This is a genomic window from Sphingomonas sp. BE138 (genome assembly GCF_031456125.1).
Lineage (GTDB): Bacteria > Pseudomonadota > Alphaproteobacteria > Sphingomonadales > Sphingomonadaceae > Sphingomonas.
This window is the reverse complement of sequence record NZ_JAVDUC010000009.1, coordinates 145,605-155,467: the sequence shown is the minus strand read 5'-3', so window position 1 is coordinate 155,467 and position 9,863 is coordinate 145,605. Positions and strand designations below refer to the sequence as shown.

General features: G+C 64.1%; 9 protein-coding genes. 1 reads left to right on the top strand and 8 read right to left on the bottom strand.

What is annotated here, in order from left to right; genetic code table 11:
• Positions 1-150: 150 nt before the first annotated feature.
• The 5 genes from J2Y58_RS13105 to J2Y58_RS13085 form a co-directional block, all read right to left on the bottom strand.
• Positions 151-1,293 carry a TniQ family protein gene (locus J2Y58_RS13105; RefSeq protein WP_242417500.1) on the bottom strand — a complete coding sequence of 381 codons (1,143 nt, stop codon included), beginning with the start codon at positions 1,291-1,293 and terminating at the stop codon, positions 151-153.
• A 3-nt stretch (positions 1,294-1,296) separates the two neighbouring features.
• Positions 1,297-2,220: a TniB family NTP-binding protein gene (locus tag J2Y58_RS13100; RefSeq protein WP_147035902.1), complete on the bottom strand. Its 924-nt coding sequence runs from the start codon at positions 2,218-2,220 to the stop codon at positions 1,297-1,299.
• Positions 2,217-3,899, bottom strand: a complete 1,683-nt coding sequence (locus J2Y58_RS13095) for a Mu transposase C-terminal domain-containing protein (protein WP_147035901.1) — start codon at positions 3,897-3,899, stop codon at positions 2,217-2,219. Before J2Y58_RS13095 ends, J2Y58_RS13100 begins: the two co-directional genes overlap by 4 nt.
• Positions 3,900-4,659: 760 nt before the next feature.
• Positions 4,660-5,031 (bottom strand): PRC-barrel domain-containing protein, encoded by a 372-nt coding sequence (locus J2Y58_RS13090; RefSeq protein WP_205499165.1) that lies wholly within the window; start codon positions 5,029-5,031, stop codon positions 4,660-4,662.
• Between the two features lie 223 nt (positions 5,032-5,254).
• Positions 5,255-5,746 (bottom strand): cation transporter, encoded by a 492-nt coding sequence (locus J2Y58_RS13085; protein WP_310103767.1) that lies wholly within the window; start codon positions 5,744-5,746, stop codon positions 5,255-5,257.
• 369 nt (positions 5,747-6,115) lie between these two features.
• On the opposite strand from J2Y58_RS13085, the gene J2Y58_RS13080 reads away from it, so the two are divergent.
• On the top strand, positions 6,116-7,387 hold the full coding sequence (locus tag J2Y58_RS13080; protein ID WP_310103757.1) for a cytochrome P450: 1,272 nt from the start codon (positions 6,116-6,118) through the stop codon (positions 7,385-7,387).
• Between the two features lie 223 nt (positions 7,388-7,610).
• Here the strand turns inward: J2Y58_RS13080 and J2Y58_RS13075 are convergent.
• The 3 genes from J2Y58_RS13075 to J2Y58_RS13065 form a co-directional block, all read right to left on the bottom strand.
• Positions 7,611-8,782, bottom strand: a protein-coding gene (locus J2Y58_RS13075; RefSeq protein WP_310103756.1) for an IS3 family transposase whose coding sequence is annotated in 2 segments (ribosomal slippage) — positions 7,611-8,518 and positions 8,518-8,782 — 1,173 coding nt in all. Because the reading frame shifts where the segments join, the coding sequence is not laid out codon by codon here.
• A 60-nt stretch (positions 8,783-8,842) separates the two neighbouring features.
• Positions 8,843-9,259, bottom strand: a complete 417-nt coding sequence (locus J2Y58_RS13070) for a transporter (protein ID WP_310103754.1) — start codon at positions 9,257-9,259, stop codon at positions 8,843-8,845.
• Positions 9,260-9,326: 67 nt separating this feature from the next.
• Positions 9,327-9,725 carry a helix-turn-helix domain-containing protein gene (locus tag J2Y58_RS13065; RefSeq protein WP_145147252.1) on the bottom strand — a complete coding sequence of 133 codons (399 nt, stop codon included), beginning with the start codon at positions 9,723-9,725 and terminating at the stop codon, positions 9,327-9,329.
• Positions 9,726-9,863 lie beyond the last annotated feature (138 nt).

Genomic DNA, 9,863 nt, shown 5'->3' with positions numbered 1-9,863 from the left:
GCATGTAGCGTGCAATCTGATGGGAACGGCGTCGCGATCTGTTCACTCATTGGCGCGCTCAGAGAAAACCTCATTTTACATAAGATATATTATCGGACTGGCGGATTTCTGTTCCTTCAGAGATGCTTACGTGCCGTCCGACGGGCATTGTCACCCGCTCAGCAACAGTCGCTCGCGGTGCCGCTGATCCCGCTCGGCCCGCCACGCGTGAAACTGCGCCAGAACGCTTTCGGCGTCCATACCAGTTCGTCGCTGATGGGCCTCAATGCGGACGCGTAGGCGTGCCGGCCAAGCCGTGCTGTTTCGGATCAGGGTGGCCTGCACCCAGCGAGGCACGTAGCTGAGCAGCTTCTCCAGAATGTGGCGCTCGCGAAACGGCAGATGAGCGCCCGACATCAGGCGGCTGACGGGCTCGTCGGCGAGGAGCGCTACCACCGCGCTGAGAATGTGAGCTCGGCCGTAAGGCGAAAGCTCATGGTAGGGCTGTTCGTCCCAGGTCTGTGGTTTGTGCTCCGGCATGATCGGCAGCACGGGGCAGTCGACCAGGTTAATGTAACTGGTCCTGAAGAGGCTCGGCGCCAGCAGCGCCCGGGTGAGATCGCGCAGCACGGTGAGGAACTGGCGGGCGGGCACCGGCTCCATCCCCGGCAAGCATGCGGGATGCCCGAGCAGCGCCTTGCGGACCTCCCCGTCAAACGCAAACAGGATCGAAAGCGCCGCAGCCGTCTCTTCCGGCTCGAAATACGCCGCTGGTGTCGGCTGCGTCCAGCGGCTTGCCCTTAGCGGGGTGCCGCAATCGCCGCACACGAACTCGATGCCATTCGACCAGATGAACCGCGGCGCGTGTCTCGGCCGACAACGCCGACAGTAATCCTGTCGCCAAGCGCGATGCTGGTGACAGAAGACGATCGGCAGCGCCGCCTCTGCGTCCAGGTAAGCTCCGCCCGCCTCGTGCGCTTCGGCAAGGCAGTAGCGGCACCAGGCGAGATCGAGTTCGCCTCGCGCTCGGCCGAAACCGTCGATGCTTGGCAACCAGTCCACCGCCAGCCCTGGCCAGCGGCGCTTGACCCCGAGATTGAGCACGACATCCAACGCGACCCGAAGACCGGCTGCGACGCTTCTCGCCTCGTGCGGATCCCAGCGGACATCCGGCTGCGCCTTCGGACCGGCCGTCCATAGTGCCTCCCGAAGCTCGGCGACCGATACATCGTAGAAGGCCGCGGTCCGTCCGAGCCAGGATGACGGCAACTCGTCGGAACGAGGACGCGGCGCGAACGGCAGCGCTCCCGCCACGGCTCAAGCAGCCGCCGTCGCCCGCCCGCGTCCACGGCGCTGGGCTAACGCCTTCATGCTGACGGAGGGAAGCACAAGGTCGTCGGCGTCGAGGTCACTCACTTCGATACGCTCGGTGCCGTTCTCGATTGCCCGCACAGCGAGCGTTTCGACGAGCCGGAAGATGCGGCCGGTGTTCCCGTCGCTGAGGTCGAGGATAGCGGTGCGGCATCGCTCCTCCTCCAGCTGAGATGGCTTGCGCAGAGGCAGGATCGCGGCGAGCGTGACCATCAGCAGCCGAAATGGCTCGTCGTTCTGCCACCGGACCAGCTCGACCGCGTCGAACCGCTCGGCCAGTGCCGCATCCGTGAGCAGCGCCGCGCGCGCCTCGTGGTTGCCGGTGCAGACGAGCGGAATCTGCAGGTCGTTGGCCAGATAGCGAAGCGTGTTGAGGAAGACGCGCTGCTGCCGTGGCGTGCAGGCCAGCATGTGGTTGATCTCGTCCAGGATCAGCATACGAGCACCCACCTGCCCCATGATCCGGCGGGTGAGCTGCCGGGCTCGCTGGACGTCGCCGCGCCCCGCAAAGCCGGCGCCAAGCTTCTCGAGAACCTCCCCGTAGAACTCGCCATCGGTCGGCTGTGGCGGCAGCTGAACGGCCACGACCGGGATCGTCGCCGTTCCCGTTGTGTCGTTGAACCCGCGCGGGTTCTCCGCCTCGAAGCGCTCGACGATGCGGGACTTCCCCATCCCGGTCTGGCCGTAGATCAGGAGGCACGGCATGCGCGTGCGCGGCGGGTAGCGTAGCATCGCATCCAAGGTCTTGCGCACGGTTTCCGCCTTCGGGAAGCCGAGCCAACGATCCATGCGGATCCAGGCAATTCGCTCCTTGTCGGCCCACATCGCACGCTCGCGGTAGTCCTCGGCAAGATGCGACAGATCGCTCATCTGGGCATCTCCTCGACGAGGTACGGTAGCGCCTGCCGATCACCGCCCTTATCCGTTCCCGAGGCACCCGGCAGAGCTGTGGCTCTGTCCTCCTCAATGGTGGGCTTGCCGCTGCTTCTGGCGCGCCGTGCATCAGCCAAGGCTGCCCTTGTCCTCTGGAGCGCGAGCCGTGCGGCCTTCGTCTTGTGAGCGGCTTCCGCTACGATCAGCCGCTGTGTCTCGACCGCCTGGAAGATCAGCGTCTCGTCGACCGCTTGCTGACCACGCTCGCGCAGGGTGCGAACCGCCTCCTTCTGTTCCCAGCGGGTGATCGCCGGCCGCCGGAGGTCACGATAGGGCACCTCGAGGTGCTCGCCATGCGGGAGCTCGAGCCAGATGCGAGAAAGGTCACGCGGGTCCCACCGGATCGGCATGGCCTGCCCGGGTCGCGTGTACCAGCAGGACAGCGCGTCATCCCAGTAGTGCGTATGGAACAGTTCGATGCCGTGCGGGGTCACCGCGCGTAGTTCGCAAGGCAGGAAGTCGAAGAGGAAGCTGGCGCGATCGACCGGCAGCCGCGCCAGCTCCGGCCGCCGTTCCATCGCTTCGGCCCAGGCGAGCGCCGGCGGGATGCCGATGCCGCGGTGTCGCTCTGCATGGTACGGCCCAATGATCTGTGCGGCGAGCCAGCTCTCCAACTCGCCCAGCGTCATGCACGCTTGGGCTTCGGAGTCGTATTCGCCTCGCTCCGCCACGTTGGAGAACGTCGTGCCGGGCAGAAGATGGACAGCGCCCATCACTGTCCCGATCAGCCGCTCGATATGGCCACCGAAGTGCGGACGCCGAACCGGACGATACTCGAGCGAGATCGAGTGGGCACGGCAGCCCCGTTTCAGAGCGTCGGAGCGGTGCTCGCGCGCATTGTCGAGGTGTAGCCGATCCATGAGACCCTGATTGTCCCAAGGTGCCTCCATGCCGCGCTCGGCCAACCAGGCGGTCTTGGGGAGAACGGCTTGGCGCATGCACATGCCAACCGACACGGCCGAGGGTGCAAGCATATCGAGGTGGAACCCCGGTACCGTGCGGCTCGCGATATCGATCATCAGCGTGAGCCACGGCCGACCGATGGGCTTTCGATACAGATCGTCGACGACGATCACGTCGACCAGCGTGTGATCCGATTGCACGAGCTCCAGCGCGTAGCTGGCATCCAACACGCCTCGCGTCGGCTCCCACTTGTCAGCGGCGGCTTTGGACCCTTGCCTACGGGCCGTGACGGTCTGGGGAGGCAGTCTGTCCAATCGTGCTTGGATTGCCTTGGTGCTGGGCACCTTCAGCCCGATCTTCTGCGCCTCATGTCGGAGCCAGCGGCGGAGCGCCTGCACGTTCGGCTTCTCGAGGGTGAGATAACACTCCGCGATGCCTCGGGCGATCAACTGCTCGGCAGCAGATGAGAGCCGCCGCTCTCCCCTCTCCCGCCCTCGCGGGCGCGGCAACAGCGAAGCGGCAACGGGCGACGCCCGATAAAGCTGGAGAAGCTCATGAAAACGGGCGCGACCCAGCCCAAGCTTATCCAGCGCTTCGGCGGCTGCGTTGCCCGGGATGCGGGTCAGCGCAGCAAGTGGGCGGATGATCTTCTCGCGGCGGTGCGCTTCTGCCCAATTAGCGTCGCTCGCCGTCTTCAGGTCCGCGGTTCGCATGGTACGACGCCTCGGCTGATCCAGCCTGGCAAGCGTCCGCTCTTTTGGGGAGAATGTCCACCATTTCAGGAGTGGACTGACGCCGGGCGACGCTCGCCGTGTGCGTCCACCGTTTCAGGACAACCGACATCGGCGTGGAGTGCTCTTCGAACCGGCTAAGGCCTAAACTGGAGAACATTCAGGTAGCGCCGATACGTAAGGGTCTGGACGACGTGATGCGACAGCTTCACGTTGATGTCGGCTCCGCGCGGACCGGCGACCAGCAGAACCGTTGGTTGAGGTTGGTGGCAATTGGGGTCATCTTCGTCGAGGTCGTGCTATGGACGTTGCTAGCGGGGCCGATCTTGCGGCGACGCCGAATAGCTGGCGATGGCCGGAAAGCATGGCGGCGCGGACGCTTGGCGGGTCCGCATTAGAGGGCGCGCGCCGATCGTCGACGGTGGACGGGCCTGACACCTGAAACGCGATGGTGGCGGGCGCGGTGATCGGCCGGGGCAACGAGGAAGCGCTTCAGCGCTGCCAGCGAGCGGCGAACAAGGTGGGCGAGCCAGCGCGATGCACGGCCAGGGTCAGTCCGGAGGAGCGGAGGGCGACGGACTGAATGATTATCAACGACAGCAGCGCGGCGAAGTCGCGTCGACCAGGCAAGCCAACCGAAGCGGCGCTGGCGTCTAATCCGGCGCGGATCGCGGGCACGATCGCGCCTCTCGCGCAGTCAGGAGAATGACGGGGCGGCGGGCCAACCCGCCGCCCCGTCAGTTCAGTAATTGTAGCTCGACCCGTAATAGCCATAGACCTGTTGGCCGTAGGCCCGATCGAATGCCGGCTCGTTGCCGGCGCTGTAGCGCGGGCCGCCTTCAAGCTGTTCCTTGGTAAGATTGACGACATAGCCGCCCTTGTCGGTGTCGTAGGTGAGCTGATCCCAGGGGAGTGGGTGATAGTCGTCGCCCATGCCCAGGAAGCCGCCGAACGACATGACGGCATATTCGGCCTTGCCCGACCGCTTATCGACCATGAAGTTGTAAACCGAGCCGAGCTTGTTGCCCTCGCGGTCATAGACGGCGGTGCCCTCGACCTTGTTGGAGGCGATCAGACGATCGGTTTCGTCGGTTTCAACATTGTTGTCAGCCATGCAAATTCTCCTTCCTTGGCCAGAACGAAGGAGCCCGGCAGGGTATCCGACCGAACGGTTGCAGCCGGACGGATTGCGAACCCGGTGCATCGCTCTTGGGTGTGCCGCTATCTAACTATCCGACGAGCGCCTGCGCCGATCTACGCAACAGAGCCGGTCATGATGTCCTGCCCTCGTCAATCTTGGTTTCAGCGCGTGCGTCGCGCAGGATTTTCATGCCGCCCTAGATCGCGATGAGGGCGGTCGCGAGCCCGACCAGCAGGTCGGGCCAGTTGCTTCCAAGCCAAAACACCAGCACGCCGGCGATCAGGATGCCCCCTTTCGAGATAATGTCGTTGAAGCTGAAGGTGGTGGCGGCGCGGAGGTTCACGTCCTTCTGCTTTAGCCGCTGAAGCAGCCGCAGGCAGATGTAGTTCACGACGCCGGCAACCGCCGACATGACCATCATCGTCGGCCCGATCGGTTCGCTGCCTTGATTATAGCGGCGGCCGACGTTGATCAGGTTGCCGCCGGCGAAAACCAGCAGCATGACGCCCGACGCGGTCGCGGCGCGCCTCTTCCAGGTCTGCCCGTGGCTGAGCGCTATGAGACTGAGCGCGTACACGGCCGTGTCCGACAGGTTGTCCACGCCGTTCGCGATCAGGGCGCTGGAGTCCGCAAAGAACCCGGCGGCGAAGAAGCCCGCCGCGATGGCGACGTTCAGCAGCAGCACGATCTAGAGCGTGCGTCGTTCGTCCGGTGCTTGACGATCGGTAGCGGCAGCCATCCTATAATCTCCATGAGCGTCAGCAGTGCGAGGGCGCCGACGAAAACGTTGAATTGACGGCGGGGATTCGAGTTTCCCTGCGGATTGCGAAGTGTCATAGCCGGCATCAGAGTGCGGCTTATGAGGCAAGCTCGCCGACCAACGTCGGGCGCCATCGTTTGGTCTGTCCTCTTTACTCAGGTGCGATCAAGCTTTCAGCCGATCCTGTAGCCGGCTTTCGACTTGGCGGATGTGGCGGCGCGGTTGCAGGAGCAGTGATTTAATTTCCGACGACCGATGGACCGCACATCGTGACGCCCGGACTGCGGGAAGACGAGCATGACAAAGATGTCTCAGGAACCGACCCTCGACGCGACGGCTCGATTGCTGCGCGATCCGTACCGCTACATCGCGACACGGTGTCGCCGGTTCGGGTCCGACGCCTTCCAAACCCGGCTTCTGCTCCGGCCGACCATTTGCATGAGCGGCCCCGAGGCCGCCGAGTTCTTCTACGACGAGGCGCGGTTCGCGCGTCAGGGCGCGATGCCCGAGCCGGTTCGGGCGACGCTGCTCGGCAAGAGTGGGGTTCAGGGACTCGATGACGAGGAACACCGCCACCGCAAGGCGTTGTTCGTATCGCTGATGACCCAGGACCGGGTGGCGGCGCTCGGCGCTCGATTCGGCGAGGAGCTTGCCGTCGCCGCGACCCGATGGCGCTCCAAGAGCGAGATCGTGCTATACGATGCGCTACACGAGCCTCTTGCGCGCGCCGTGTGCGCCTGGGCGGGCGTGCCGCTCGCCGAAACCGAAGTGCGCCGTCGAACCCGGCAGCTCGTAGCCATGTTCGATGCTGCGGCGAGCATTGGCCCTCGGCATCTACGCTCGCGTCTCGCCCGCGGGCGCGCCGAGCGCTGGCTTTCTAGAGTTATCCGCGACACCCGCGAGGGCCGCATCGAGACGCCGCCAGGGTCCGCCCTCGGCGCGATCGCCGCGCACCGCGATCTTGAAGGGCAGCCCTTGCCGCTCCGCATCGCGGCGGTCGAACTCCTGAACGTGCTGCGGCCAACAGTTGCGGTGGCGGTCTTCATCACGTTCGCCGCGCACGCGCTTCACCTGCACCCCGAGTGGAGGGCACGGTTCCGCGCCGGCGACGACAGCGGCTTGGATGCGTTCGTTCAAGAGGTGCGGCGCTTCTACCCCTTCTTCCCGGCTGTGGCGGCAAGGGTGCGCGCCGGGTTCACTTGGCGAGGCATGCACTTCCCGAAGGGGCGGCGCGTGATGCTCGACCTGTTCGGCACAAACCGCGATGCGCGTACCTGGTCGGAGCCGCACGAGTTCCGTCCGGAACGCTTCCGAGAGGAGGATGGCGGCGCATTCGGCTTCATTCCCCAGGGCGGCGGTGACGCGCGCATTCACCATCGCTGCCCGGGCGAGCCGGTCACGGTCGAGCTGATGAAGGTTGCAGTCCGTTTCCTATCGTCGGAAATCACCTACGACGTACCCGCGCAGTGTCTCGACATCGATTGGTCTCGTTTACCGGCGCTCCCGCATAGGCGCATGGTAGTTCGTGATGTTCGACCGGCGATAATTGGTTCAATGCTCGCGGTATGACGGACGCGATCGAATAGAAGTCAACGAGCTGGGCAGCGTGCGGGCGCAGCAGGACAGTAACCGCATTGATGTCGGGCCGGAGGAGGTGCGTTGCACCGTCCGTGTCGCACCTGCCGTTAGTTGAACGGTTATCAGCCATCGTCTATATGAGGAGCACATGCGGTCTCCTGTGAGGGAGAGTCCGTTTCCTGAGCGGCCCCCACCGAGTGGTCCGGCTTGTTAGTTAGTGCATTGTCGTCGCCGCCGCCATTGCCGGGCGTAGGTGGAGCGAAGCGGAACCGGAGGCCGGCAATGGCGGTGTCGCCGCTTCCGGGGCTGGCGGGCGGTAGCCAAGGCTGCTGTGCGGCCGGACGGTGTTGTAGTGACGGCGCCATGCCTCGATCAGCACCCTGGCCTCGGCCAGGCTGTAGAAGATCTCGCCATTGAGCAGCTCGTCGCGAAGCGACCCGTTGAAGCTCTCGTTGTAGCCGTTCTCCCATGGCGAGCCCGGGGCGATGTAGAGCGTCTTCACGCCGATCTGGCCGAGCCAAGTCTGGACGGCGGTGGCTATGAACTCGCTGCCATTGTCCGACCTGATGTGCGCTGGTGGACCGCGTTCAATGAACAGGTCGGCCAACGCGGCCAGCACGTCTTCGTGGCGGAGCTGGCGTGACACGACCAGTGCCAGGCACTCGCGGCTGGCCTCGTCGATGATGGTCAGGATGCGGAACTTGCGCCCATCGTGGGTACGCTCCTCGACGAAATCATAGGCCCAGACGTGCCCCGGATACTCTGGTCGAAGCCGGATGCAGGAGCCGTCATTGAGCCAGAGCCGGCCACGTTTCGGTTGGCGCTGCGGCACCTTCAGCCCCTCGCGCCGCCAGATCCGCTCGACCCGCTTGTGGTTCACCGACCAGCCCGCCGCATGCAGCAGCGCGGTCACCCGACGGTAACCGTAGCGCCCATACTGCTTTGCCAGCGCGACGACGTCGTCGGTGAGCGCCTGCTCATCATCTGCCCCGCACGGCACTTTGCGCTGCGTTGACCGGTGCTGGCCAAGCACGCGGCACACGCGCCGCTCGGACACGTCCAGCACCTCCCGGACCTGGTCGATGCAGCGCCGGCGCCGTGCGGGGCTCAGAAGTTTCCCTTTGCCGCCTCCTGCAGGATGAGCTTGTCCAGCGTCAGATCCGAAATCGCACGCCGCAGCCGGGCGTTCTCCTTCTCCAGATCCTTCATCCGACGCGCCTGGTCCGTCTTCAGGCCACCATATTCCTTGCGCCAGCGATAATAGGTCTGCTCGCTGACCGCGATCCGCCGGCATGCCTCCGCGGTCGTGCCGCCCTGGCCCAGCACGATCTCCACCTCACGCAGCTTGCCGATGATCTCCTCCGGCTTGTGCTTCTTCGCAGGCATTCGTTGTCCCTTCCTTGGTCCAGACTGTCATAGTCGATGGACCACTCAGAAGGGGGCAGCTCAGAAATCTCCAGAGCCAGACGGTGGGAAAATACGAGCAATTGCGCCGAGTGAGACCTGCTTTGAACCTTCCGGAACATCAATGAAGTTGTATTTTAGTCCGATCGATGTGGGGGAGAAGCCATTTGAGTATGATGTATTGGTAGCGTCCTTCTGCCTCATCCATGAATAGGTGTTTCCCTCGACCCGTAACTCGACCTTGTCGACAACGCCGTAGCGGAGCAGGGTCGGAAAGAAGATTGTCCGCTCGTGTTCATCGCCGTCGTGACGAAACTCGGCCTGGATCGCGGTCTCCAATTGGAAGCGACCCTTTCCCACGGTTGTGCTGCCGTCCGCAATGCCAGGCCGATCGGCGTTGATGTAATCATCGGACGGGTCTGCGATGGCGGGCGTTGCCATCGCGATCGTAGCCACCATCAGGAGAGCTGTTGAGGCGCAGAGGCTCCGTAGTGGCATCACGTAATTTTCCGTTCTCGGTTCAGGGTTATGCGGTTGGTCCAGCGATAGCTTGGATAACGCGACACTCGGCCATCGTTTTGGCCGAACAGCCGGCAGCGCTCATTGCAGCCAGTTCATCGCGCAGCGCGCCTAGCTGGCGAAGGCGCTCCTCAACATCGGCGAGATGACGTGATGCGATCTCAGTGGCTTCCCCGCAGTCGCGGTCCGGCTGATCGGCGAGTGCGAGCAAGGAGCGGATCTCGTCGATGGAAAAGCCGAGACGCCTACCGTTTCGTATGAAGTTGAGACGATCGGTGTCCGACGCCCCGTAAGTGCGCCGGCCTGAGGTCGTGCGAGCGGGGCGGCCGAGTAAGCCGATGCCCTCATAGAAGCGGATCGTCGTGACCTTGGTCGCGGTGGCTTTCGCCAGTTCGCCGATTTGCATTCGAATGCCCGCTTTCTGCTGCCGGAATTACAATGAGCTTGATTCTACAGCTACTGTAGAATGTAGGGAAGATTGATGATGCGGCACAGGCGATTGCCTGCGGCTGCAAATTCTGACGAGAGGTGCCCGTGCCAAGTG

Bases quoted from the DNA above. Each gene is read 5' to 3' on its own strand.
- J2Y58_RS13100 (WP_147035902.1), bottom strand. From the start codon at position 2,220: ATGAGCGATCTGTCGCATCTTGCCGAGGACTACCGCGAGCGTGCGATG.
- J2Y58_RS13095 (WP_147035901.1), bottom strand. From the start codon at position 3,899: ATGCGAACCGCGGACCTGAAGACGGCGAGCGACGCTAATTGGGCAGAA.
- J2Y58_RS13090 (WP_205499165.1), bottom strand. From the start codon at position 5,031: ATGGCTGACAACAATGTTGAAACCGACGAAACCGATCGTCTGATCGCC.
- J2Y58_RS13080 (WP_310103757.1), top strand. From the start codon at position 6,116: ATGACAAAGATGTCTCAGGAACCGACCCTCGACGCGACGGCTCGATTG.
- J2Y58_RS13070 (WP_310103754.1), bottom strand. From the start codon at position 9,259: ATGGTGGCTACGATCGCGATGGCAACGCCCGCCATCGCAGACCCGTCC.
- J2Y58_RS13065 (WP_145147252.1), bottom strand. From the start codon at position 9,725: ATGCAAATCGGCGAACTGGCGAAAGCCACCGCGACCAAGGTCACGACG.